The organism is Microbacterium esteraromaticum, assembly GCF_014084045.1.
GTDB classification, from domain to species: domain Bacteria; phylum Actinomycetota; class Actinomycetes; order Actinomycetales; family Microbacteriaceae; genus Microbacterium; species Microbacterium esteraromaticum_D.
In genome coordinates this window covers 960,120-984,485 of record NZ_CP043732.1, presented here as the reverse complement: position 1 = coordinate 984,485, position 24,366 = coordinate 960,120, and the positions used below count along the sequence as shown (strand labels likewise).

21 protein-coding genes are annotated in these 24,366 nt (G+C 69.0%); 11 read left to right on the top strand and 10 right to left on the bottom strand.

Annotation, left to right across the window (positions count from 1 at the left end):
- The first annotated feature begins 11 nt into the window (after positions 1–11).
- A complete protein-coding gene (gene aceE / locus FVO59_RS04720; protein ID WP_182255161.1) occupies positions 12–2,735 on the top strand; it encodes a pyruvate dehydrogenase (acetyl-transferring), homodimeric type in 2,724 nt (907 codons plus the stop codon).
- 96 nt (positions 2,736–2,831) lie between these two features.
- Here aceE and FVO59_RS04715 read toward each other — a convergent pair whose 3' ends face one another.
- Positions 2,832–3,599: an IclR family transcriptional regulator gene (locus tag FVO59_RS04715; RefSeq protein WP_182255159.1), complete on the bottom strand. Its 768-nt coding sequence runs from the start codon at positions 3,597–3,599 to the stop codon at positions 2,832–2,834.
- A 196-nt stretch (positions 3,600–3,795) separates the two neighbouring features.
- Between FVO59_RS04715 and FVO59_RS04710 the strand changes: the two genes are divergently transcribed.
- From FVO59_RS04710 to FVO59_RS04680, 7 genes are all read left to right on the top strand, one after another.
- A complete protein-coding gene (locus FVO59_RS04710; RefSeq protein ID WP_182255157.1) occupies positions 3,796–5,196 on the top strand; it encodes an NAD-dependent malic enzyme in 1,401 nt (466 codons plus the stop codon).
- A gap of 5 nt (positions 5,197–5,201) precedes the next feature.
- Positions 5,202–6,467: a DUF6986 family protein gene (locus FVO59_RS04705; protein WP_182255155.1), complete on the top strand. Its 1,266-nt coding sequence runs from the start codon at positions 5,202–5,204 to the stop codon at positions 6,465–6,467.
- A complete protein-coding gene (locus tag FVO59_RS04700; RefSeq protein WP_182256507.1) occupies positions 6,464–7,276 on the top strand; it encodes a bifunctional allantoicase/(S)-ureidoglycine aminohydrolase in 813 nt (270 codons plus the stop codon). Before FVO59_RS04705 ends, FVO59_RS04700 begins: the two co-directional genes overlap by 4 nt.
- A gap of 196 nt (positions 7,277–7,472) precedes the next feature.
- Entirely contained in the window at positions 7,473–8,258 is a 786-nt protein-coding gene (locus FVO59_RS04695; protein ID WP_182255152.1) for a hydroxypyruvate isomerase family protein, read from the top strand.
- Positions 8,259–8,286: 28 nt separating this feature from the next.
- Entirely contained in the window at positions 8,287–9,171 is an 885-nt protein-coding gene (locus FVO59_RS04690) for a 2-hydroxy-3-oxopropionate reductase (RefSeq protein ID WP_182255150.1), read from the top strand.
- 12 nt (positions 9,172–9,183) lie between these two features.
- Entirely contained in the window at positions 9,184–10,971 is a 1,788-nt protein-coding gene (gene gcl, locus FVO59_RS04685) for a glyoxylate carboligase (protein ID WP_182255148.1), read from the top strand.
- A gap of 5 nt (positions 10,972–10,976) precedes the next feature.
- A complete protein-coding gene (locus FVO59_RS04680; protein WP_182255146.1) occupies positions 10,977–12,107 on the top strand; it encodes a glycerate kinase in 1,131 nt (376 codons plus the stop codon).
- A 212-nt stretch (positions 12,108–12,319) separates the two neighbouring features.
- On the opposite strand, the gene FVO59_RS04675 is transcribed toward FVO59_RS04680, so the two are convergent.
- Both FVO59_RS04675 and FVO59_RS04670 read right to left on the bottom strand, forming a co-directional pair.
- Positions 12,320–12,466, bottom strand: a complete 147-nt coding sequence (locus tag FVO59_RS04675; RefSeq protein WP_182255144.1) for a hypothetical protein — start codon at positions 12,464–12,466, stop codon at positions 12,320–12,322.
- A gap of 112 nt (positions 12,467–12,578) precedes the next feature.
- Positions 12,579–13,280, bottom strand: coding sequence for an NRDE family protein (locus FVO59_RS04670; RefSeq protein WP_182255142.1), 702 nt, complete (start codon positions 13,278–13,280; stop codon positions 12,579–12,581).
- 55 nt (positions 13,281–13,335) lie between these two features.
- Here FVO59_RS04670 and coaBC point away from each other — a divergent pair, with 55 nt between their 5' ends.
- Entirely contained in the window at positions 13,336–14,568 is a 1,233-nt protein-coding gene (coaBC, locus tag FVO59_RS04665) for a bifunctional phosphopantothenoylcysteine decarboxylase/phosphopantothenate--cysteine ligase CoaBC (RefSeq protein WP_182255133.1), read from the top strand.
- 11 nt (positions 14,569–14,579) lie between these two features.
- On the opposite strand, the gene moaA is transcribed toward coaBC, so the two are convergent.
- Complete coding sequence (moaA, locus tag FVO59_RS04660; RefSeq protein ID WP_182255131.1) at positions 14,580–15,608, bottom strand: GTP 3',8-cyclase MoaA; 1,029 nt, start codon at positions 15,606–15,608, stop codon at positions 14,580–14,582.
- Between the two features lie 221 nt (positions 15,609–15,829).
- Here moaA and FVO59_RS04655 point away from each other — a divergent pair, with 221 nt between their 5' ends.
- Both FVO59_RS04655 and FVO59_RS04650 read left to right on the top strand, forming a co-directional pair.
- A complete protein-coding gene (locus FVO59_RS04655; RefSeq protein ID WP_182255129.1) occupies positions 15,830–16,333 on the top strand; it encodes a nucleoside deaminase in 504 nt (167 codons plus the stop codon).
- Between the two features lie 47 nt (positions 16,334–16,380).
- The gene (locus FVO59_RS04650) at positions 16,381–17,892 is read left to right on the top strand and encodes an NCS2 family permease (RefSeq protein ID WP_182255127.1); all 1,512 of its coding nucleotides are present in this window, start codon (positions 16,381–16,383) and stop codon (positions 17,890–17,892) included.
- A gap of 112 nt (positions 17,893–18,004) precedes the next feature.
- Here FVO59_RS04650 and FVO59_RS04645 read toward each other — a convergent pair whose 3' ends face one another.
- The 6 genes from FVO59_RS04645 to FVO59_RS04620 all read right to left on the bottom strand — a co-directional run bounded on the left by FVO59_RS04645 (position 18,005) and on the right by FVO59_RS04620 (position 24,029).
- On the bottom strand, positions 18,005–18,391 hold the full coding sequence (locus tag FVO59_RS04645) for a type II toxin-antitoxin system VapC family toxin (RefSeq protein WP_182255125.1): 387 nt from the start codon (positions 18,389–18,391) through the stop codon (positions 18,005–18,007).
- Positions 18,391–18,630, bottom strand: coding sequence for a type II toxin-antitoxin system Phd/YefM family antitoxin (locus tag FVO59_RS04640; protein ID WP_182255123.1), 240 nt, complete (start codon positions 18,628–18,630; stop codon positions 18,391–18,393). The genes FVO59_RS04645 and FVO59_RS04640 overlap by 1 nt, the downstream gene beginning before the upstream one ends.
- Positions 18,631–18,759: 129 nt before the next feature.
- Positions 18,760–19,269 (bottom strand): hypothetical protein, encoded by a 510-nt coding sequence (locus FVO59_RS04635; RefSeq protein ID WP_182255121.1) that lies wholly within the window; start codon positions 19,267–19,269, stop codon positions 18,760–18,762.
- 122 nt (positions 19,270–19,391) lie between these two features.
- Positions 19,392–20,213 (bottom strand): xanthine dehydrogenase accessory protein XdhC, encoded by an 822-nt coding sequence (xdhC, locus tag FVO59_RS04630; protein WP_182255119.1) that lies wholly within the window; start codon positions 20,211–20,213, stop codon positions 19,392–19,394.
- Position 20,214: 1 nt separating this feature from the next.
- Complete coding sequence (gene xdhB / locus FVO59_RS04625) at positions 20,215–22,578, bottom strand: xanthine dehydrogenase molybdopterin binding subunit (protein WP_182255117.1); 2,364 nt, start codon at positions 22,576–22,578, stop codon at positions 20,215–20,217.
- On the bottom strand, positions 22,575–24,029 hold the full coding sequence (locus FVO59_RS04620; RefSeq protein WP_182255115.1) for a xanthine dehydrogenase small subunit: 1,455 nt from the start codon (positions 24,027–24,029) through the stop codon (positions 22,575–22,577). The genes xdhB and FVO59_RS04620 overlap by 4 nt, the downstream gene beginning before the upstream one ends.
- Between the last annotated feature and the right edge of the window lie 337 nt (positions 24,030–24,366).

Below are 24,366 nucleotides of genomic sequence, written 5' to 3'. Positions count from 1 at the left end.
AAAGGCCGAAAGTGAACGACGATCGCGCCTCAGCATCCGCCACTGAAACCGTCCTCGACATCGACCCGGACGAGACCGCCGAGTGGCTCGAATCCCTCGACGCCGTCGTCGATGTGCACGGCCGCGCACGCGGCGAGCACATCGTGCGCAGCCTGGTCGAGCGGGCGGGCATCCGCGACGAGCCCAGCGCCACCACCGACTACGTCAACACGATCGCCGCAACCGACGAGCCCGCCTACCCGGGCGACGAGGAGCTCGAGCGACGCTACCGCGCCTGGATGCGCTGGAACGCGGCCGTCCTCGTGCACCGCGCGCAGCGGCCGGGCATCGGCGTCGGCGGCCACATCTCCACCTACGCCGGAGCGGCGACGCTCTACGAGGTGGGCTTCAATCACTTCTTCCGCGGCAAGGACCACCCCGGCGGCGGCGACCAGATCTTCTTCCAGGGGCACGCATCGCCAGGCATGTACGCGCGCGCGTTCATGGAGGGGCGCCTCAGCGAGGAGGACCTCGACGGCTTCCGCCAGGAGAAGTCCCGCGAGGGCCACGCGCTGAGCTCGTACCCGCATCCGCGTCTGATGCCGGAGTTCTGGGAGTTCCCGACCGTGTCGATGGGGATCGGCCCGATGAACGCGATCTACCAGGCGCAGTCCAACCGCTACCTGCAGGGCAGGGGCCTGAAGGACACGAGCGACCAGCACGTCTGGGCGTTCCTCGGGGACGGCGAGATGGACGAACCGGAGTCGCGCGGTCTGCTGCAGCTCGCCGCCAACGACGGCCTCGACAACCTCACCTTCGTCGTCAACTGCAATCTGCAGCGCCTCGACGGACCCGTGCGGGGCAACGGCAAGATCATCCAGGAGCTCGAGGGCTTCTTCCGCGGTGCCGGCTGGAACGTCATCAAGGTGATCTGGGGTCGCGAGTGGGACGACCTGCTCGCCCGCGACGACGACGGCGCGCTCGTCGACATCATGAACACCACCCGCGACGGCGACTACCAGACGTACAAGGCCGAGTCGGGCGGGTTCATCCGCGAGAACTTCTTCGGTCGCGACCCGCGTGCCGCCGCCCTCGTGGAGGACCTCACCGACGACCAGATCTGGGGTCTCAAGCGAGGCGGTCACGACTACCACAAGGTCTTCGCGGCGTATCAGCAGTCGATGCAGCGAAACGGCAAGCCGACCGTCATCCTCGTCAAGACGGTGAAGGGCTACGGCCTCGGGCAGCGCTTCGAGGCGCGCAACGCGACCCACCAGATGAAGAAGCTGACGCTGCAGGACCTCAAGGACTTCCGCGACCACCTGCGGGTGCCGATCACGGATGCCCAGCTCGAGGCCGACCCGTATCAGCCGCCGTACTACCACCCCGGCGCCGACGCCCCCGAGATCCGGTACATGCACGAGCGCCGCCGGGCGCTCGGCGGGTTCCTGCCCGAGCGGCGTCCGCACGCCTCGGGCGAGATCGCCCTGCCCGATGCCAAGGCCTATGAGGTCGCCGCCCGCGGCTCGGGCAAGCAGGAGGCCGCGACGACCATGGCCTTCGTGCGGGTGCTGAAGGACCTCATGCGCGACAAGGAGTTCGGTCACCGCATCGTGCCGATCATCCCCGACGAGGCGCGCACCTTCGGCATGGACGCCTTCTTCCCCACGGCGAAGATCTACAACCCGAACGGCCAGAACTACCTCGCCGTCGACCGCGACATCGTGCTCTCGTACAAGGAGAGCACGGCAGGGCAGATCCTTCATGTCGGCATCAACGAGGCGGGTTCGATCGCGGCGTTCACCGCGGCCGGCACGGCCTACGCCACCCATGGGGTGCCTCTGATCCCGATCTACGTGTTCTACTCGATGTTCGGCTTCCAGCGCACCGGCGACTCGCTGTGGGCGGCAGCCGACCAGATGGCGCGCGGCTTCCTCATCTCGGCCACCGCGGGCCGCACGACGCTCACCGGTGAGGGCCTGCAGCACGCCGACGGCCATTCGCCGCTGCTCGCCGCCACCAACCCGGCCGTGGTGACCTACGACCCGGCGTACGGCTACGAGATCGGGCACATCATGCGCGCGGGCATCGAGCGCATGTACGGGCCCGACTCGACCGACCGCAACCGGATCTACAACCTCATGGTCTACAACGAGCCGATCGTGCAGCCGGCCGAGCCCGAAGGGGTCGATGTCGAGGGCATCCTGGGCGGCATCCACCGCATCTCGCCCCCGCAGGGCGACGGCCCTCGGGCGCACCTGCTTGCTTCCGGCATCGGCGTGACCTGGGCCCTCGAGGCGCAGCAGCTGCTGCGCGAGGAGTGGGGCGTCGCGGCCGATGTGTTCTCGGTCACCTCGTGGACCGAGCTGCGCCGCGACGCGGTGCGCGCCGAGGAGGAGGCGTTCCTGCACCCCGAGAGCGGCGTGCGCACGCCGTTCGTGCAGCAGCAGCTGGCAGACGCTCACGGCCCGATCGTCGCGGTCAGCGACTACGCGAAGGACCTGCCCGACCAGATCCGTCAGTTCGTGAGGAACGACTGGGCGACCCTTGGCGCCGACGGCTTCGGCTTCTCGGACACCCGTGCCGCCGCCCGCCGCTTCTTCAAGATCGACTCGCACTCGGTCGTCGTCCGCGCGCTGCAGCTGCTCGCCGCGAGGGGAGAGGTGGATGCCGCTGCTCCCGGGAAGGCCGCGGAGCGCTACCGCCTGCTCGACGTCAACGCGGGCACGAGCGGCAACGCGGGCGGAGACGCCTGACACACCTCACTCTCGGGAGGGGAAGACGCGTTCGGGAGGAGGCCCTGCGACAGGGCTTCCTCCCGAACGTGAGAACTCCTCCCGAAGGAGAGCGCGTCAGGACGCGAGCTCGGCGCTGATCGCCTCGGCCGCCTTGCGCAGCATCGGCACGGCGCGGTCGCCGAACGCGTCGTCCACGCGCGAGATCGGCCCGGAGACCGAGACGGCCGTGGGGGTCGGGGCGTCGGGCACGGCCATCGAGAAGCACCGCACGCCGATCTCCTGCTCCTGGTCGTCGATCGCGTAGCCGCGCTCGCGGATGCGGTCGAGCTCGGCGATCAGGGCATCCACGTCGCCGATGCTGAACTCGGTGGGGGTGGGCATGCCGGCGCGTGTGACGATGCTGCGAACGGTGTCGTCGGGAAGCTGCGCGAGGATCGCCTTGCCCACGCCGGTGTCGTGCGTGTGCGCGCGGCGGCCGACCTCGGTGAACATGCGCATCGAGTGCAGCGAGGGGACCTGCGCGACATACACGACCATGTTGCCGTCGAGCACCGCCATGTTCGCGCTCTCGCCGAGCTGGTCGACCAGGCCCTTAAGCTGCGGACGCGCCAGGGCGCCGAACTGCCGGGATGCGCCCTCGCCGATGCGGATCAGCCGCGGCCCGAGGGCGTAGCGGCGGTTCGGCAGCTGGCGCGCGTAGCCGAGGGAGACGAGCGTGCGCAGCAGGCGATGGATGGTCGGCAGGGGCAGATCGGTCGACGATGCGAGCTCGCTGAGGGTGACATCGCCGCCCGCATCGGTGACCAGCTCGAGCAGCTCGAACACGCGCTCGACGGACTGCACGCCTGAACCGCTGCTGCGCGGTGTCTTGGTTTCGGCCATGGGTGTCCTCCTAGGTACCGACATGATTCCATCATGCGAGAAGTGAGAGCGAAAATCCTGCGATGTACATCATCGTTGATTGCATCGGACTTTCGTAAGATAGACAATAGTCTCCACGATGCGAAAGCACGAGGTAGTCCACAAGCAAATGTGAGTCGGCGCTGACGCGTGCGGCGCACCTCAGGGAAGAGGAAACATGGCCAACCCGGGTCCCGGTAACTCGATCACTCTGCGTATCGACGCTCCCTCCAACTTCAGCGTCACCAGCGAGCTCGCCGCCGCAGCGGCATCCGCCGGTGCCGCTATCACCGCGCTCGACGTCGTCGAGTCGCACCCCACCTCGATCGTCGTCGACCTCACCTGCAACACCATCGACGACGACCACGCCTCGCGCATCCGCGACGCCGTTCAGGCCCTCGACGGCGTGCACGTGCGCCAGGTCAGCGACCGCACCTTCCTCATGCACCTCGGCGGCAAGCTCGAGGTCGTGCCGAGCGTTCCGCTTCGCAACCGCGACGACCTCTCGCGCGCCTACACGCCGGGTGTCGCCCGCGTCTGCATGGCCATCGCCGAGGACAAGAGCAAGGCCCGCAACCTCACGGTCAAGCGCAACACGATCGCCGTGGTCACCGACGGCACCGCCGTGCTCGGCCTCGGCGACATCGGCCCCGAGGCCGCGCTGCCCGTCATGGAGGGCAAGGCCGCCCTGTTCAAGCAGTTCGCCAACGTCGACGCGTGGCCGGTCTGTCTCGACACGAAGGACACCGAGGAGATCATCAAGATCGTCAAGGCGATCGCTCCGGTCTACGGCGGCGTGAACCTGGAGGACATCGCGGCGCCGCGCTGCTTCGAGATCGAGGCGCGTCTGCGCGAAGAGCTCGACATCCCCGTCTTCCACGACGACCAGCACGGCACGGCGATCGTCACCCTCGCCGCCCTGGTCAACGCCCTCAAGGTCGTCAAGAAGAAGATCGAGGACGTGCGCATCGTCGTCTCCGGCGTCGGCGCCGCGGGCAACGCGATCATCCAGCTGCTGCTCGCCGAGGGCGCGAAGGACATCGTGGCCTGCGGCCGCGACGGCGCCATCGTCGCCGGCGTCGAGTACGCCGACGCGCACCGCCGCGAGATCGCCGCCACCACCAACCCGCGCGGCTTCACGGGCACCCTCAAGGAGGCCATGGTCGACGCCGACGTGTTCATCGGCGTGAGCGCGCCCAATGTGCTCGACGAGAACGACATCGCCGCGATGGCCGACGACGCGGTCGTCTTCGCCATGGCCAACCCGACCCCCGAGGTCGACCCGGTGGTGGCATCCAAGCACGCCGCGATCGTCGCCACCGGCCGAAGCGACTTCCCCAACCAGATCAACAACGTGCTCGCCTTCCCCGGCGTCTTCCGGGGTCTGCTCGACGCGGGCGTGGCAGACATCACCCCGCCTATGCTGGTCGCGTCGGCGTACGCCATCGCCTCGCGAGTCGAGGAGGATGAGCTCAACGCGAGCTTCATCATCCCGAGCGTCTTCGACCCGCTCGTCGCCGGTGCCGTCGCAGACGCCATCGTCCGCGTCGTCGAGTCCGCCGCCGCAGACAAGGAGTGAGCACCGTGACAGCCCATACATCGCTGCGCGAAGACGACTTCGCAGACATCGACGCCAGCCTGGCACAGACCGACGCCCTGCTCTCGGGCTCGTACCCGGGCGATGACGGGAGCCGTCAGCCCGTGCACACGCTGTACGTGCCTGCCGACCGCTTCGACCCGGCGCTGCCCGCGCGCTTCGGCGCCGACGCCCTCGCCGCCGTCGAGGCGGCCGGCGGCATGACCGCGCTCGCCGAGTCGGTCGGCCTTGGCCACCTCGCCGGCGAGCTCGCGCCGCTGGTGGATGCCAAGCTGCGCCGCGAGCCCATCGAGGACCTGCGCCTCGACTTCGAGGACGGCTACGGCACCCGTGGCGACGACGAGGAGGACGCGGCGGCGGTGCTTGCCGCCGAGCGCGTCGCCGAGGCCGTCGCCGCAGGCACGGCGACGCCGTTCATCGGCATCCGGTTCAAGTGCTTCGAGGCGCCGACCCGGCGCCGCGGCATCCGCACCCTCGACCGCTTCGTCACCACGCTGGCCGGCGCGGGCGAGCTGCCGGAAGGCCTCATCCTCACCCTGCCGAAGGTGACCACCGTCGCGCAGGTCGAGGCCATGGTCGCGCTGTGCGAGCGCTTCGAGGAGCGTCTGGGGCTCGCGCCAGGACGCCTGCGCTTCGAGGTGCAGATGGAGACGCCGCAGCTCATCGTCGCGGCCGACGGCACCGCCCCCGTCGCGACGCTGCTGCACCGCGCGCAGGGGCGCGTCTCCGCGCTGCACTACGGCACGTACGACTACAGCGCCTCGCTGCAGATCGCCGCTGCGTACCAGTCGATGGAGCACCCCGCGGCCGACTACGCCAAGCAGGTCATGCAGGTCGCGGTCGCCGAGACCGGTGTGCGGCTCTCCGACGGGTCGACCAACGTCATCCCGCTGGGCGAGAAGGCGCAGGAAGCCTGGACGCTGCACGCCCGCCTGGTGCGGCGCTCTCTCGAGCGCGGCTACTACCAGGGCTGGGATCTGCACGCCAACCAGCTGCCGACCCGCTACCTGGCGACCTACGCGTTCTACCGCGAGGGGTTCGACGCCGCGGCCAGACGCCTCGACAACTACCTGCACGGCAGTGACGCGACGATCATGGACGAGCCGGCCACCGCTCGCGCCCTCGCCCGCTTCGTCGTGCGCGGCCTGGAGTGCGGTGCGCTCACCGACGACGAGGTGCGCTCGTCGACGGGCGCATCGCCCGCAGAGCTGACCCGGCTCGCACATCCCAAACTCGCCACCAAGGAGGCCTGATGTCGTACTACACCCCCACCGGCGGACTGCCGGGGCAGACCGAGCTGCTCACCGACCGCGCGATCGTCAAGCTCGCCTACACGGTGATCCCCAAGGGCGTGCTGCGTGACATCGTCACGAGCAGCCTGCCCGGATTCAGCAACACCCGCGCGTGGATCATCGCCAAGCCCACCCCGAGCTCGGCCGAGACCTTCTCGCAGCTGATCGTCGAGATCTCCCCTGGTGGCGAGGCGGCCAAGCCCGAGCCCGAGGCCGGCGTCGAGGGCGTCGTCTTCGTCACCACCGGACAGCTCACGCTGACCCTCGAAGGCGAGACCCACGTGCTCGAGGAGGGCGGATACGCGTTCCTCGCGCCTGGCGCGAACTGGTCGCTCAAGAACGAGGGCGACGAGATCACCAGCTTCCACTGGATCCGCAAGGCGTACGAGTGGCTCGAGGGCGTCGACGCACCTGCGTCGTTCGTGACCCGCGACCAGGACATCGAGCCGACGCCGATGGTGGGCACCGACGCGTGGCTCACCACGCGCTTCGCCGACTCGAACGACATGGCGCACGACATGCAGGTGAACATCGTCACCTTCAAGCCGGGCGGCTCGATCCCGTTCGCCGAGACGCACGTCATGGAGCACGGCCTGTTCGTTCTCGAGGGCAAGGCCGTCTACCACCTCAACGGCGACTGGGTCGAGGTCGAGGCGGGCGACTACATGCTGCTTCGCGCGTTCTGCCCGCAGGCCTGCTACGCCGGCGGCCCCGGCGACTTCCGGTATCTGCTGTACAAGGACATGAACCGTCAGATCAAGCTGACCTGACGCCCGCTGAGACTCCGCTCTCGCAGAGGGGAAACGCCGGTGAGACGACGCTCTCACCGGCGTTTTCCATCGGTTGGGCGCGAGCCGGTTCCGGATGCTGGAATGTGCGCCCCTGAACGTTGACACGACGACGAATCGCGACCTAACCTTTCATTACTAGGAACTTTTATTCCGTAATACGAAATCAAGGACGATCATGAGCTACACCGTCAACGCCTCGATCCTGCTGACCGACCTCCCCGTCACCGAGCGGCCCGCCGCGGCCAAGGCCGCCGGCTTCGACGCCGTCGAGTTCTGGTGGCCCTTCGCCTCCGCCGTGCCCGCACAGCAGGAGATCGACGAGTTCGTCGCCGCCATCCAGGACGCGGGCGTGCAGCTCACCGGCCTCAACTTCTTCGCCGGAGACATGCCGGCCGGCGACCGCGGCCTGGTCTCGTGGGTCGGTCGTGAGGACGAGTTCCGCGACAACGTCGAGGTCGTCGTCGGCATCGGCGAGCGCACCGGCACCAAGGCGTTCAACGCCCTCTACGGTCTTCGCCAGGACGGCGTCGATGCGAAGGCGCAGGACGACCTCGCAGTCGAGAACCTCGCCATCGCGGGCAGGGCCGTCGCCCGCATCGGCGGCATCGTTCTGCTCGAGCCGGTCTCCGGGGCCGACGCCTACCCGCTCAAGACGGCGGCCGACGCGCTCGCGATCATCGCCCGCGTCAAGGACGAGCACGGGGTCGACAACGTGCGCCTGCTGGCCGACTTCTACCACCTCGCCGTCAACGGCGACGACGTGGCGGCGGTCATCGCCGGCCACGCCGGCGAGTTCGGTCACATCCAGATCGCCGACGCCCCCGGCCGGGGCGAGCCGGGCACCGGCGAGCTGCCGATCGCCGAGTGGATCGAGGCGGCACGCGCCGGCGGCTACGACGGCGTCATCGGCCTCGAGTACAAGGCCACCCAGGCAGACCCGTTCGCCTGGACCAAGAACTGACATCCCACTTCCGCGAAGGAGCGACGACATGACCAGCATCACCATCATCGGCCTCGGCATCATGGGCCTTCCCATGGCGAAGAACCTCGTCAAGGCCGGCTACACCGTCACCGGCGTCAACCGCAGCCCTGAGGCCGTCGAGAAGCTCGTCGCGGCGGGCGGCAAGGGCGCGGCGAGCATCGCCGAGGGCGTCAAGGACGCCGACGTGATCATCACGATGGTCCCCGACTCCCCGGATGTCGAGGGTGTCGTTCGCGGCGAAGAGGGCGTCTTCGCGAACGCCAAGCCCGGCGCGCTGTGGATCGACAACTCGTCGATCCGCCCCGACGTCGCCAAGGAGCTCGCCGCCGAGGCCGTCGCCGCCGGCTTCGGCGCAGTGGACGCCCCCGTCTCGGGTGGCGAGCAGGGCGCCATCGACGGCGTGCTCTCGATCATGACCGGCGGCTCACCGGAGGACTTCGCCAGGGCCGAGCCCATCCTTCAGGCGATCGGCAAGACCATCGTGCACGTCGGCCCCGCCGGCGCCGGGCAGACCGTCAAGGCCGCCAATCAGCTGATCGTCGCCGTGAACATCCAGGCCCTCAGCGAGGCGATCGTCTTCCTCGAGGCGTACGGCGTCGACACCGACGCCGCCCTCAAGGTGCTCGGCGGAGGTCTCGCCGGCTCCAAGGTCCTCGACCAGAAGGGGCAGAAGATGCTCGACCGCGACTTCGCCCCCGGCTTCCGCCTGGCCCTGCACAACAAGGACCTGGGCATCGTCACCGCCGCGGCTCGCGGCGCAGGCGTCGCCGTGCCCCTCGGCTCGGCCGTCGCCCAGCTCGTCACCTCCCTCGTCGCCCGCGGCGACGGCGGACTCGATCACTCCGGCCTCTTCAAGCTCACCGCAGAGCTCTCCGGCCGCGACAAGAACTAAGGACAGAACATCATGACCCGCATGCGCGCAGTGGACGCCATCGTCCAGATCCTGATCAAGGAGGGCGCCGACGAGGCGTTCGGCCTGCCAGGCGCCGCCATCAACCCCCTGTACTCCGCGATGCGCGCCAATGGCGGCATCCGGCACACCCTCGCCCGCCACGTCGAGGGCGCCTCGCACATGGCCGACGGCTACAGCCGCACCGGCGACGGACGCATCGGCGTCTGCCTCGGCACGTCGGGCCCTGCGGGCACCGACATGATCACCGGTCTGTACGCCGCGATCGCAGACAGCATCCCGATGCTGTGCATCACGGGCCAGGCTCCGGTGGCGAAGCTCGACAAGGAGGACTTCCAGGCAGTCGACATCGCGTCCATCACGAAGCCGGTGACCAAGTTCGCCAAGACGGTGCTGGAGGGCGCGCAGGTGCCCGGCGTCTTCCAGACCGCCTTCCAGATCATGCGCTCCGGGCGCCCGGGCCCGGTGCTGATCGACCTGCCGTTCGACGTGCAGATGACCGAGATCGAGTTCGACATCGACACCTACGAGCCGCTGCCCGTCGCCAAGCCCGTGGCGACCCGCGCACAGGCCGAGAAGGTGCTCGACATGCTCACCGCGTCGACGCACCCGCTGATCGTCGCCGGTGGCGGCATCGTCAACTCCGGCGCGTCCGACAAGCTCGTCGAGCTGGCCGAGACCCTCGGCGTGCCCGTGGTGCCGACCCTGATGGGCTGGGGAGCCATCGCCGACGACCACCCGCTGGCCGCCGGTCTGGTTGGCATCCAGACCTCGCAGCGCTACGGCAACGCGAGCTTCCTCGAGAGCGACTTCGTGCTCGGCATCGGCAACAGGTGGGCCAACCGCCACACCGGTGGTCTCGACACCTACCGCAAGGGCCGCACCTTCGTGCACGTCGACATCGAGCCCACCCAGATCGGCCGCGTCTTCGCGCCCGACTACGGCGTGGTCTCCGACGCGGGCGCGTTCATCGACGCGCTGCTCGAGGCGGCGCGCGACCGCGTGGCGTCGCTCCCCGACTACAACCCGTGGGCGCAGGAGTGCCGCGACCGCAAGGCGCGTCTGCAGCGCAAGACCAACTTCGACAACGTGCCCATGAAGCCGCACCGCGTCTACCAGGAGATGCTCACCGCGTTCGACCGCGACACCACGTTCGTCACCACGATCGGCCTCTCGCAGATCGCCGGCGCCCAGCTGCTGCACGTCTACGGTCCCCGCAAGTGGATCAACGCGGGCCAGGCCGGCCCCCTCGGCTGGACCGGCCCCGCCGCCCTCGGCGTCGTCCGGGGCAAGCCGGGCGAGCAGGTCGTCGCGCTCTCGGGCGACTACGACTTCCAGTTCATGATCGAGGAGCTCGCCGTGGGCGCGCAGCACAAGCTGCCGTACATCCACGTCGTGGTCAACAACAGCTACCTGGGTCTGATCCGTCAGTCGCAGCGCGGCTTCGAGATGGACTACGAGGTCTCGCTCGCGTTCGACAACGTGAACACCCCGCACGACCCCGACAGCGTCGCGACCGGCTACGGCGTCGACCACGTCAAGGTCGCCGAGGGTCTGGGCTGCAAGGCGATCCGCGTCGAGCGTCCCGAGGACCTGCAGGCCGGGTTCGCCGAGGCCGCTCGCCTGCGCGACGAGTTCCAGGTGCCGGTCGTGGTCGAGGTCATCCTCGAGCGCGTCACGAACATCGCGATGGGAGCAGACCTCGACACCATGAACGAGTTCGAGGACCTCGCCGTCACGCCGTCAGATGCACCTGAGGCGATCTACGCTCTGCTTGACTGATCGACATGCGCATCCTCATCGCCTCTGACAAGTTCAAGGGCTCGGCAACGGGCTCCGAGGTGGCGGCGGCTCTCGCCGACGGCATCCGGGAGATCATCCCGGATGCCGTCGTCGACGCGGCTCCCGTCGCCGACGGCGGCGAGGGGACGGTCGACGCGGCCGTCGCGAGCGGGTTCACGCCGGTGACGGTGTCGGTGACCGGACCGACCGGTCGCCCGGTGGATGCCACCTTCGCCGTGCGCGGAGAGCAGGCGATCATCGAGATGGCGGCCGCGAGCGGGCTGGACGTGCTGCCCGACGGCGAGAAGAACGCGCTCGAGGCGACCAGTCGCGGCACCGGCGAGCTGATCGCCGCAGCACTCGACCGCGGCGCCACCGCGATCGTGCTCGGCGTGGGCGGCAGCGCCTGCACCGACGGCGGGGCGGGCATGCTGCAGGCGCTGGGCGTGGCACTGCGCACCGAAGACAGGCCCGTCCGCCCCGGTGGTGCGGGCCTGGTCGACCTGGTCTCGGCCGACATCTCGGGACTCGATCCTCGACTCGCCGGCGTCGGGTTCGTGCTGGCGGCCGACGTCGACAATCCTCTCCTGGGAGACCGGGGGGCCGCTGCGGTGTTCGCGCCGCAGAAGGGGGCGAGCGCCGACGATGTCGCCGTCCTCGAGGCGGGCCTGTCTCGTCTCGCAGAGCTCGTCGACGCCCTGCCGGGCGTGCGCCCGTCAGTCTCGGCGCCGGGCGCGGGCGCTGCCGGCGGCGTCGGCTACGCCGCCCTCGCCGTGCTCGGCGCGGTGCGCGAGCCCGGCATCGACGTGATCCAGCGTCTGACCGGACTGGAGTCGCGTATCGCAGGCGCCGACCTTGTCATCACCGGCGAGGGCAGCCTCGACGATCAGAGCCTGGGTGGCAAGACGCCTCTCGGAGTGTCTGCGGCCGCCGCGAGGGCGGGCAAGCCCGTGATCGCGGTGTGCGGGCGCACGACCCTGGATGCCCAGCAGGCGGCCTCCGCGGGCTTCGCCAAGGTCTACGCGCTGAGTGACATCGAGCCGGAGCCGGCGAAGAGCATGGCGAACGCCGTGCCTCTGCTGCGCGGCGTCGGCCGCACGATCGCCGCCGACCTCGCGGAGCTGCTGTCCCGCTGACTCCCCCTCAGCACACTCCTCAGCACTCTCCTCAGCGCACTCCCCTCAGCACGCTCCTCGCGAGACGTACGTTGCAGCACGAGACGGGCAGCTGGGAGCTCTGCCTCGTGCCTGAACGTACGTCTCGCGGAGCCGGATGCCGGCAGGGGCGCGCAAGAGGGGACCGGACCGCCTGTGGGCGGAGCCGATCCCCTCTTCTCGCGCGTGAGTCCTCAGGCCGCCTTCGGGAAGAGGATGCGGAACGCGCGGGCGAAGCTGTTGCCCTCGTCGGCAGGCAGGTGGAAGTCCGGGTCGATGTTGACCAGGGTGCTCTCGGCGGCGGGGACGTTACCGTTCGCCTCAATCGCGTGTGTGCTCATGTCCCTCTCCGTTCTCAGTTTCCATAAAGTGGAAGAATTGTCTTGCTTTATGAAAACAGTAAGTCGAGGGATGTGCAAGAGTCAATACCCTTCCACGATGTGCAACGCCAGGTCAGTCCCAGTGGCCGGGGTCGGCCAGCACCCGCGACTGTACCTGCACGGACTCGGGCGTCACCTCTGCGGTGCAGAACAGTAGCGACATGGTCGGGTATCCGTGCACGTGGTTGTCGCGCACGATCGCCCTGTCGTCCTCGGGGGAGAGTGCGGCGCTCTCGCCGAGCACCGCGATCCAGCGCTCGGCCCAGTCGACGGGCGAGCCGTCGTGGTGGGCCGCCGCGGCCTCGAACTGAGGCAGCCACGCCTCGATGCGAGCGGTGGCCGGATCGTCGAGGTCGTCGTGCGCGATCATGTGCACGCCGTAGGGCACGGGGGTCGCCCGCAGCTCGATGCCGTCCCACGACAGCACCCGCGACCCCTCCGGTGTCACCTCGAGCAGGTTGAAGCCGTGCATCGGGAGCGGGCCCTCCGGTGACCGGCCGGCGATCGACTCCAGCGCGAGAGATCCCCGCGAGAGCGCCTGGTCATCTGGCAGGTCGAGCACGTCGGCGCGGTTGAGCAGCACGGCGAGCCGCCGTGCTGCGGGGTCGAAGGCCAGCCACGCGCCTCCTGCGCGTCGGTCGCGGATGCCGAACACGCCGGGACGGGTGTCTGGCCACCATTCGCCGAGATCGTCCCACGGGCGGGCCGGGTCCTCGTCGCGCACGGCCAGCAGCCGCGCCCCTCGTTCCCCCACGCTGATCACGACGGTGCACACGAGCACGAGTCTATGCGCGCCCCGCAGCCGCACGGGCTGGGGCAGAATCGAAGGCGTGAACATCGTCGTCGCCGTCTCCGGCGGGATCGCCGCCTACAAGAGCGTGCACCTGGTGCGCCTGCTGATCAAGGCCGGTCATGAGGTCACGGTCGTGCCGACCGAAGACGCGCTGCGCTTCGTCGGGCTGCCCACCTGGGAGGCCATCAGCCGAAGGCCGGTCACCACCAGCGTGCACGAGGACGTGGCGCAGGTGCGTCACGTCGCCCTCGGCCAGGCCGCCGACCTCGTGATCGTCGCGCCGGCCACGGCCAACACGATCGCGAAGATGGCCGCGGGGCTGGCCGATGACCTGCTCGGCACGACGCTGCTCGCCACCGTGGCGCCTGTGGCGATCGCCCCGGCGATGCACACCGAGATGTGGCGCCACCCGGCGACGCAGGCGAACATCGTCACGCTGCGCGAGCGCGGCGTGACGATCCTCGGCCCTGGCGACGGCGAGCTCACCGGCGGTGACTCCGGCGCCGGCCGGATGCTCGAACCCGAGCAGATCATGGCCGGCGCTCTGGCCCTCGTCTCACCGGATGCCGGTCAGCGCGCCCAACCACAGGCCGACCTCGACGGGCTGCGCGTGGCCGTCTCCGCAGGCGGCACCCGCGAGCCGCTCGACCCGGTGCGCTTCCTCGGCAACCGCTCCAGCGGTCGCCAGGGCACAGCTCTCGCGCTCGCCGCCGCCGATCGCGGAGCCGAGGTCATGCTCGTCGCCTCGCACGTCGACGGCGCGGTCCTGGCGGATGCCGAGAGGCACCCGCTCATCCGGATCGAGCGCGCGGGGACGGCGGCCGAGCTCGGCGAGGCCATGCGCCGCGCGTCGGAGGACGCCGCGGTGATCGTGATGGCCGCGGCCGTCGCCGACTACCGCCCCGCAGACGTGTCGGAGCGCAAGCTGACGAAGGAATCCGGCCCGCTCGAGAGCATCGAGCTGGTGCAGAACGAAGACATCGTGGCGCATCTGGCCGCTCGGCGGCATCCGGGTCAGGTGGTGGTGGCGTTCGCCGCCGAGACGCCCGACGACCGGGACGAGCTGCTCGAGCGCGCCAGGCGCAAGCGCGAGCGCAAGGGCGTCGACCTGCTCGTGGTGAACGAGGTCGGCTGGGACCGGGGCTTCGAGTCGGGCGAGAACGCCGTGCATGTGATCGGCGACGGCGGGGCCGTGCTCGCCAGGGCATCCGGAACCAAGCGCGCGGTCGCAGACGACATCTGGGACGTCATCGCAGACATCCTGGAGTGACGGGCGGCGGCTCAGCCGCCGATGTACGACATCTCGATGCGCTTGCGCTGTGCGCGCAGCGCCGGGGTGAGCCCGGCGCGGATCTCCGAGTAGCGGTCGCTGCGGCCGCCCCAGATGGATGCCATGGCCGCGGCCAGCTGGTCGTCATCGGCCCCGCCGCGCATGAGCGCGCGCAGGTCGTGGCCCTGCGATGCGAACAGACAGGTGAACAGCTTGCCCTCGGTGGAGATGCGGGCGCGTGTGCACGTGCCGCAGAACGCGTTGGTGACGCTGGAGATCACGCCGATCTCTCCGGTGCCGTCGGCATAGCGCCAGCGCTTGGCCGTCTCGCCGTGCACGGCGGGCGCGACCGGCTCGAGAGGGAACACCGCGCCGATGCGGCTGATCACCTCGGCCGATGGCACCACCTCGTCGAGCGACCACCCGTTGGTGTTGCCGACGTCCATGTACTCGATGAAGCGCAGCGTGTACGGGGTGCCCTTGAAGTGCCGGGCCATGTCGACGATCTCGCCGTCGTTCACTCCGCGCTTGACGACCATGTTCAGCCGGATCGGGCCGAGACCGGCCGCATGAGCTGCGTCGATCCCGTCGAGCACCCGGCCCACCGGGAAGCGCACGTCGTTCATCCGCTGGAACAGGTCGTCGTCGAGCGAATCGAGCGATACGGTCACCCGCTTGAGCCCCGCGTCCCTGAGGGCCTGGGCCTTCATCGAGAGCGCAGAGCCGTTGGTGGTGAGGGCGAGGTCGAGGGGTTCGCCCTCGGGGGTGCGGATCGCGGCCAGCTGCCCGATGAGCTGCTCGATGCCGCGGCGCAGCAGAGGCTCGCCCCCGGTCAGGCGCAGTTTCTGCACGCCGTGCGCTGCGGCGACGGTCGCGATGCGCGTGATCTCCTCGAAGCTCAGCAGCTCGTCGCGGTCGAGGAACGCGTAGTCGCGACCGAAGATCTCCTTCGGCATGCAGTACACGCACCGGAAGTTGCATCGATCGGTCACCGAGATGCGCAGATCGCGCAGAGGGCGATCGAGTTCGTCGGTGAGCATTCTGCCTGTATACCACATGGTGAAAACAAACTTTCACAAAAAGCTGGACGAAGGGCGTGGATGCTGTTACGGTCTTTCTCAGCCCGGAACCGTCACCACGAGTTTCGAGTCGACAAAAGAAAAGAACAAGCGGTTCGACGTATATCTCGTGGAACGTTCCGATCCGGATCGGACCCGATAAGCCGTATCACTGCTGTGAGATTGCAAGGAAGCTCTCAAGCATGTCAACCACCGCTCTCGGGGCACAGCTCACGCCGGCCCAGTATCTTGCCCATGCCGTCGACATCGCCGTTCGAAACGTCCGCAACGCGGGCGGCCCGTTCGGAGCGATCGTCGTGTCCGCCGATGGTCAGGTCTTCGAAGGCGTCAATCGTGTCACCGCCAACCTCGACCCGTCGGCGCACGCCGAGGTGACCGCCATCCGCAACGCCTGCCAGGGGCTCGGCACGTTCGACCTCACCGGCGCGACGCTCTACACGAGCTGCGAGCCCTGCCCGATGTGCCTCGCCACGTCGCTGTGGGCGCGCATCGACCGCGTGTACTTCGCCGCCGATCGCGATGACGCCGCGGATGCAGGATTCGACGACGCCGTGTTCTACCGGTACTTCGAGGGCGGCCCCGCCGACCGCGAGATCATGCCGGTCGCGCGGGAGACCCTGCCGGCCGACCAGCGCGTCGCACCTTTCACCGAGTGGAACCAGAACTCCGCTCGCACCGAGTACTGACTCGCCCACTCACCATCCTCTCCACCCGACAGAGAGCGCTGAAAACCATGTCTCAGACCACCGGTGTCCGCGAAGATGCGGACCTGCCACGCAAGAGCACGACGAACACCACCATCACTCCCGAGCCGCGCAACGCGCTCGACCGCTTCTTCGAGATCACCAAGCGCGGATCGTCGATCCCGCAGGAGATCCGCGGCGGCGTCGTCACGTTCTTCGCGATGGCCTACATCGTCATCCTCAACCCGATCATCCTCTCGGGGGGTGTCGACGCCGTCGGCAACTCCCTCGACTTCGCGCAGGTCGGCGCCGTCACCGGCCTCACCGCAGGCGTGATGACCCTGCTCATGGGCTTCATCGCCCGTGTGCCGTTCGCGCTCGCCGCAGGGCTCGGCATCAACTCCTTCCTCGCCGTCTCGGTCGTGCAGGGCGTCACCTGGCCCGAGGCCATGGGACTGGTGATGATCAACGGCATCCTGATCGTGCTGTTCGGCGCCACCGGCATCCGCACCGCGATCTTCCACGCCGTGCCGCACGCGCTGAAGGCCGCCATCACGGTCGGCATCGGCCTGTTCATCGCCTTCATCGGCTTCGTCGACTCGGGCTTCGTCAACCGCACGCCGGCCGGCCCCCCTGTGCAGCTGGGCGAGGGCGGATCGCTCAGCTCGGTGCCGACGCTGATCTTCATCGCCACGATGGTGCTGATGGGCGTGCTGATCGCCCGCAAGGTGCCCGGTGCGATCCTCATCGGCATCGTCGTCGGCACCGTGGTGTCGATCATCGTCGAGAGCGTGCTGAAGCTCGGACCCACGGTCGGCAGCGACGGCGAGGTCAACCCGGCCGGCTGGCACATGACCGTTCCCGGTCTGCCCTCGAACTGGTTCAGCCTGCCCGACTTCTCGCTGATCGGTCAGTTCGACCTGGTCGGCTCGTTCGGCCGCATCGGCGCGCTCGCCGCGATCATGCTCGTCTTCACCCTGCTGTTCACCAACTTCTTCGACGCCATGGGGGCCATGACGGGCTTGGCGAAGCAGGCGGGCATCGCCCACAAGGACGCGACGTTCCCGCGCCTGCGCAGCGCCTTCGTCGTCGAGGGCGCCGGCGCCGTGGTCGGCGGTGGCACGTCCAGCTCCTCTGCGACGGTGTTCATCGACAGCGCCGCCGGCATCGCCGAGGGCGCTCGCACGGGTCTCGCATCGGTCATCACGGGCGGGCTGTTCCTGTTCTCGATGTTCCTCACCCCGCTCACCGCGATCGTGCCGATCGAGGTCGCGGCCGCAGCGCTGGTGATCGTGGGCGCGCTGATGATGGCGCAGATCCGCGAGATCAACTTCAACAAGTTCTCGATCGCGATGCCGGCCTTCCTGACGATCGTCACGATGCCGCTGACGTACTCGATCGCGAACGGCATCGGTGCCGGCTTCATCGCCTGGGCGCTGATCAACACGCTCGCCGGTCGCGCCCGCAAGGTGCACTGGCTGCTGTGGGTGGTCGCGGCCGGGTTCGCGATCTACTTCGCCCGCGGACCCATCGAGGCGCTGCTGAGCGGTGGCGCCGGCTGACCAGGCGCCTCGCGAGAAGACCCCCGGCCCGCTCAGCGGGTCGGGGGTCTTCTCTATATAAAAGATGAGTCAGGCGGATGCCGCGGGCGCGGCCTCCTCGATGAGCTGCAGGTCATTCGCGTGCGTCGTGCACCCACGTGCGTCCGAGCGCGAGCAGCACGCGGTCGGCGGTGAGAAGCGGCATGCCGTCTGCGAACGACTGTGCGAGAAGGAATCGATCGAACGGATCGTGCCGGATGAGCGTCGGCTCCTCCCGAAGGGCATTCGCGTGCCGCGATGTGAAAGGCAGCTCGACGAGGCCCATCTGCGTGAACACTTCCGGAAACCTGTCGCCCCCGGGAAGATCGATTCGGCCGAGCGCATTCTTGATCACGATCTCCGAGATCGACACCGCCGAATAGTGCAGGCGCTGAGCCTCGGCGATGCGATCACGACTTCGAGGGCCGAGCCGCTCGTCGTCGGTGGCGTACCAGAGAAGCGAGTGGGTGTCGAGGAGCATCAGTCGTCGGATCCGTAGAACATCTCGCGGATCTCGCCATCTGCGCCGTCGAAGGCCTCGGCGTCGTAAGAGAACTCGCCTCGGAGCGCGCCGATGACCGGCCGATCGGTCCGGTGAACCACCAGGTCGATCACCGGGGTGCCTGCGCGCGCGATGGTCACCTGCTCGCCCGCGAGCACCCGCTCGACAAGGGCGGAGAGCTGACTCTTCGCCTCGTGCATATTCACCTGAACAGTCATGGCCTTAGTCTAGTCGGGCTAACCTCGGCGTACAAGCCTGTCAGCGATGCTCCGCTGCGAGTAGTCGTGGACGGGCCGTCAGGCCCCTTCGGTCAGGATGCGGGGCGTCACGTCGACGCCGAACCCTGATCACCGCGTTGCGAAGGTGCTGAGGTGATGCTCAACGATGGGCAACCAGTGGCGACCCTGCAGCTCTGGGCGCGCATCATCCAGACTGACCCAAGAACCCTCGCACACCGGCTCGGTCCCCTTCGTCGGCACGAACACCGGCACATGGGCCCAGGGCTTCGGATGAGGGTAATCGGCGTCACCCTCAGGCACGACGTTGCGGATGTAGCCAACGCAGCGGTGCTCGATGTCAGCGCGTCCGAGCGTCTTGCTCGCGAGCGACGAGACACCCTCGGTGGTACTGACTCCAGCGGAACCAGCGGAAAGAGGCAGGCTGGGGAGGTCGAGGCCGCGGGGTGTCGGCACGCAGAAGAACTCGACACCACGCGTGGTATGCCGAACAAGCAGCAACCGGACGATGATGCATGGATCTGGTACCAGGCATTCGTGACCTGCCCACGCCTCCGCATGGCTACCGTGCGGTAGCCACGGCGCAGCCGGGACAGTGGCGATCAGACGTTCGTCGGACACGACGATAGTGTTACACGCGAATTGCTGCAGGCCGGATCAACGGCAGCAACTGTCGCGGCGGCGACCGGGTTATCGCTTCAACGGCAGGGAACTGCTGGCTTCCTGTACCGACACCGCGCGTGTCAGGCGGATGCCGCGGGCGCGGCCTCCTCGATGAGCTGCAGGATCCGTGCGGCGACGCTGACGGCGATGGCCGCAGGCTGCTTGCCCGACACCTCGGGGATGCCGATCGGCGTCGTCACCCTGGTGAGGTCGGCGTCGGTGTGGCCGAGTTCGTGCAGCTTCCTGCGGAAGCGCGCCCATTTCGACGCCGATCCGATCAGGCCGATCGAACCGAGCCCCGGGGTGCGCAGCGACTGGTCGACGATCGCGAGATCCTCGACGTGGTCGTGGGTCATCACGAGCACGTGCGCGCCGGCCGGGATGCTCAGCAGCGCGGCCTCGGGCACGGGCGCGTGATGCGTCTCGATGCGCGCCACGGCATCGGCGGCGACGGGGGCCAGGCGGTCGGCGTCGAGCATCTCCGGTCTGGAGTCGATGAGGTGCAGGGCGATCTCGTGGCGCGACAGGATGCGCGCGAGCTCGAGGCCCACGTGCCCCATGCCGAACACTGCCACCGATGGCACGACGCGCACCGGCTCGAGCATGATGGTGACCTCTCCTCCGCAGCACTGCACACCGTACTCGGTCGTCGCCTTGTCGCTGAGCGTCAGGGTGAGCAGCTGCGGCTCGGCGGTGCCGGAGGCGAGCATCTCGCGGGCGCGATCGGTGGCGGTGGCCTCGAGGTTGCCGCCACCGATCGTGCCGAACTGGTCGTCAGGCGAGATGACCATCTTCGCGCCGCCGTTGCGAGGCGCGTGTCCGCGCACCATCGCGAGCGTCACGATCACCGCAGGGGTGCGGCTCTCGCGCAGCGTGCGCAGGGCATCCAGCCAATCGACCATGTCAGACCGGTGCGAGCTCGGGCGCAGGAGTCGTCGCTCCCTGCGCCGCCTTGGCGGTCTCGACCGCCCAGTACACCGACTCGGGTGTCGCGGGCGAGGCCAGGTCGACCGAGTGGCCGGCAGGACCGAAGGCCGCGACGGCCTGGCGCAGCGCCTCGCGGGCGCTGAACGCGAGCATGAAGGGCGGCTCGCCCACGGCCTTCGAGCCGTAGACCGCGCCGTCCTCGCGGGCGTTCTCGAACAGACGCACGTTGAACTCCTCCGGCATCTCCGAGAAGCTCGGCAGCTTGTACGTCGACGCCGACTGCGTCTGCAGGCGGCCACGATGCGGCCCGTCGGTGGCATCCCAGCGCAGGTCCTCGAGCGTCAGCCAGCCCATGCCCTGCACGTACGCGCCCTCGATCTGCCCGATGTCGAGCATCGGGGAGAGCGAGTCGCCCACGTCGTGCACGATGTCGACACGGCGGATGCGGTACGCGCCGGTGAACCCGTCGATCTCGACCTCGGTGGCGGCGGCGCCGTAGGCGAAGTACTTGAACGGCGAGCCCTGCATGATCTCGGGGTTCCAGTGCAGACCGGCGGTTCGGTAGTACCCGGCGGCGAACAGCTGCACGCGCTGGAAGTACGCTGCCTTCGCCACCTCGGCGAACGTGAGTCGATCCGGCTTGCCCAGCGCGGTCACGAAGCCGCCTCCGAAGCGCACATCACGCTCGTCGACACCCAGCAGACGCCCGGCGACGGCGGCCATCCGATCGCGGATCTGATCGCACGCGTTCTTCACCGCTCCGCCGTTGAGGTCGGCACCCGACGACGCGGCCGTGGCCGACGTGTTGGGAACCTTGTCGGTGCGGGTCGGCGCGAGGCGCACCTGGTGCAGCTCGAGCCCGAGGGCGGTGGCCGCGATCTGCAGCATCTTGGTGTGCAGACCCTGGCCCATCTCGGTGCCGCCGTGATTGACCAGCACCGAGCCGTCCTTGTAGACGTGCACGAGCGCGCCGGCCTGGTTGAACGCGGCGAAGTTGAACGAGATGCCGAACTTGATCGGCGTCATCGAGATCGCTCGCTTCACGTCGGGGTTCGCCGCATTGAACGCATCGATCTCGGCACGCCGCTCGGCGATGCTCGCCTCATCGGCGAGCTGATCCCAGATCGTCGGCATGCGCTCGGCATCCTTCACCAGCTGGCCGTAAGGGGTGGTGTGGCCGGGCTGGTAGAAGTTGCGTCTGCGCAGCTCGAGCGGATCGATGCCGAGCGTCGGCGCGACCCGGCCGAGGATGTCCTCGATGAGGAACACGCCCTGCGGACCGCCGAAGCCGCGGTATGCGGTGTTCGACTGCTTGTTGGTCTTGGCGATCTGCCCGTACGCGTGCACGTTCGGGATCCAGTAGGCGTTGTCGAGGTGGCAGAGCGCGCGGCCGAGCACCGGCTCGGACAGGTCGATCGACCAGCCGCCGTCGGCCGTCAGCACCGCATCGAGCGCCTGCAGCATGCCGTTCTCGTCGAGCCCCACCTTCCAGCTGATGTGGAACGGGTGCCGCTTGCCCGTCATCGTGAGGTCCTGCGTGCGGTTCAGCCGCACCCGCACCGGTCGGCCGGTGAGCTTGGCGCCGAGGGCCGCGACTGCGGCGAAGCCGTGCGGCTGCATCTCCTTGCCGCCGAAGCCGCCGCCCATCCGGAGGCACTGAACGGTGACCTCGTTGGCGTGGATGCCCAGCACGTGCGAGACGAGATCCTGCGTCTCGGTCGGATGCTGGGTCGAGCACTGGATGAAGTACTGCCCTTCCGAGTCGCGCACGGCGAAGGACGCGTGGGTCTCGAGGTAGAAGTGCTCCTGCCCCGCGAACTCGGTGACGCCCTCGAACACGTGTGCCGAGGCGGCGAGGGCCGCGGCCGCATCACCGCGCTGGACGGTGCGCGGGGTGCCCATGAAAGACTTCGCCTCGATGGCGTCGTGCACGGTGATCAGCGATGGCAGCTCGTCGTACTCGACCTTGACGCGCTCGGCGCCGAGGCGCGCGGCCTCGGTGCTCTCGCCGAGCACCCAGACCAGTGCATGACCGTAGAACATGGCCTCGCTGGGGAACAGCGGCTCGTCGTTGCGGATGCCGGCGTCGTTGAGTCCTGGTACGTCGTCGGCGGTCAGCACGCGCACCACGCCCGGCACCTCGTAGGCTCCGGAGACGTCGATGGTCACGCGCGCGTGCGCGCTGGTGGACTGCACGGGCCACGCCGTGAGCACGCCGGCGGTCTGCGCGGCGATGTCGTCGGTGTACATCGCCGCGCCCGTGACGTGCAGCGCCGCGCTCTCGTGAGGTGCGCGGTGCCCGACGACGGGGTTCTCGGGGCGGTCGGCGAGAGCGCTCATGCCGACACCTCCTTCGACTGGATGACGGTCTGGCTGTAGAACTTGAGCAGGGCTGAGCCCAGCATGTGCGCGCGGTAGTCGCTGCTCGCGCGGTGGTCCGACATCGGCGTGCCCTCGGACTGCAGGATGGCCGATGCCTCCTTCACCGTGGTGACGTTCCACGGCTTGCCGATCAGGGCCTGCTCGGTGGCGGTGGCACGCAGCGGAGTGGCGGCCACGCCGCCCAGCCCGATGCGGGCCGAGGTGACGACGCCGCCGTCGATGTCGAGCGCGAAGCCGATCGCGACCGACGAGATGTCGTCGAAGCGGCGCTTCGCGATCTTGTGGAACGCGGTGTGCTCGGCGAGCGGCAGCGGGATGCGCACGGCGGTGATCAGCTCGTCCTTCGCGCGGACGGTCTGCCGGTAGCCGGTGAAGTACTCGGCCAGCGCCACCTCGCGATCGCCGTCTGCGGATGCCAGCACCAGGCGTGCATCCAGGGCGAGCAGCGCGGGCGGGGTGTCGCCGATGGGCGACCCGGTGCCGAGGTTGCCGCCGATGGTGCCGCGGTTGCGGATGAGGCGAGAGGCGAACTGCGGGAACAGCTTGGCCAGCAGTGGCACGCGTCCGTCGAGACGTCGCTCGACCTCGGACAGCGGCAGCGCCGCCCCGATCTCGATCATGTCGTCCGTGATCGTCAGGCCGCGCAGCTCATCGAGCTGGTCGATCGCGACGACGAACGGCGCACGTCGGCCGCGGATGTTCACCTCGACGCCCCAGTCGGTGGAGCCGGCGACGATCAGGGCATCCGGCTCCTCGCGCAGCAGCCTCAGCGTGTCGGCGAGGGTCGCCGGGCGCACGAAGCGCGAACCCGCCACCTCGGCATCGGTGGCGACGATCGCGGGAGCCGGCTGCGACAGGCGCTGCTGCAGGGGGTCGTCGCTCTCGGGCGAACCCAGCGAGTAGGCCGCGTCGCGGATCGGGCGGTAGCCGGTGCAGCGGCACAGGTTGCCGCTGAGGGCGTGCAGGTCGAACCCGTTCGGGCCGGTCTCGTGCTCGCCGTCGCCGTCGTGGACGGGGCACTCCTCGCGCTCCGGCCGGTAGTACTCGGCGGCCATGCTGCACGCGAATCCGGGGGTGCAGTACCCGCACTGCGAGCCGCCTGCCTCGGCCAGCTTCTCCTGCACCGGATGCAGGTTCTCGACGCCGCCGAGGCCCTCGGCCGTCACGATCTCCTGGCCGTCGAGCGCGTACACGGGCACGAGGCAGGCGTTCACCGGCGTCCACCGGGTGGTGCCGTCGTCGGCGGCGGCGGCGATCATCATCGCGCACGCGCCGCATTCGCCTTCCGCGCAGCCCTCCTTGCTGCCTGGCAGCCCCGAATCGCGAAGCCAATCAAGGGCCGTCACGTGCGTGGCCACACCGTCGAGCGGGCGTCTCTGCCCGTTGACGGTGACCGTGATGTCAGTCATTCTCTCTCCTCGGGTATGACGCCGGGGGCGTCTCGGCGCACGCTGCTCGCGTGCCTGCTGAGATCCCGAGGGGTGAGCGCCGCACTGCGCTCGCACCGGGCGATCACATCGCGACGTCGCGCGCGGTTGCCGTGAGTCTAGTGCGAACCGGTGGCGAGGCCTCGGAATCGTGATGAAGGCGATTCCGCGGGCGACGCTCAGGCGCCGTGGGCGTACCAGTTCCCCCACGCGGTGGAGCTCTCGGAAGGGGCGGTGGCATGAACGTGTGCGTACGGCGACATCGCGGCCCCTCTCCTCAGTGAGTTCCAGGATTCGGAAATTTCTTTCTGATCAGGGC